Source organism: Vibrio sp. 2134-1, from assembly GCF_033339495.1.
Genome location: NZ_JAWOUS010000324.1, coordinates 1 through 771, shown reverse-complemented (window position 1 = coordinate 771; position 771 = coordinate 1). Strand labels below are relative to the sequence as shown.

At 52.9% G+C, this 771-nt stretch carries 1 protein-coding gene; it reads left to right on the top strand.

Annotated features, from left to right (window positions below; all coding sequences use genetic code 11):
* Positions 1–771: M48 family metalloprotease (locus tag R7R78_RS25750; RefSeq protein ID WP_225474572.1), on the top strand; the 771-nt coding region annotated here is incomplete at both ends.

The window sequence follows — 771 nt, the reverse complement described above, 5'->3', positions numbered from 1 at the left end:
GACTTGCCTGATATTGGTACGGCAGCTGGCGGCACGCTTTCTATAGACCAAGAGTTGATTTATGGCGACGCGTACATGCGCATGCTCAGAGCCAGTAAGCCTATCGTCAACGATCCGGTCATCAACGAATATATCGATTCCCTCGGACACCGCCTCGTGGCCAACGCGAACGATGTAAAAACGCCGTTCCACTTCTTCATGATTCGTGATCGTAATATCAACGCCTTTGCCTTTTTTGGCGGTTACGTTGCATTGCACTCAGGGCTATTTCTTCATGCTCGTAGCGAAAGTGAACTCGCATCCGTTGTCGCGCACGAAATTGCACACGTAACACAGCGCCACCTAGCGCGCAGTATGGAAGACCAAGCAAGGCGCTCTCCAGCGACTTTAGCCGCGCTTGCTGGTGCATTATTACTTTCGATTGCTTCACCAGAAGCAGGCATGGCAGCGATTACCGCCGCAACAGCAGGCAACATGCAAAGCCAAATCAACTACACTCGCTCAAACGAGAAAGAAGCCGACCGCTTCGGTATCGCAACCTTGGCGAAAGCAGGATTTGATGTGCAAGCAACGCCGCGTTTCTTTGGCCGTTTGGCCGATGAATACCGCTACGCGAGCAAACCGCCACCAATGCTACTGACTCACCCTTTACCAGAAGACCGTGTAGCAGATAGCCGTCAACGTGCACAAGCCTATCCCCCAATGCGCATTGCACCCTCTATCGATTACCATTTGGCGCGCGCACGCATTGTCGCGCGATATGCCGGTATC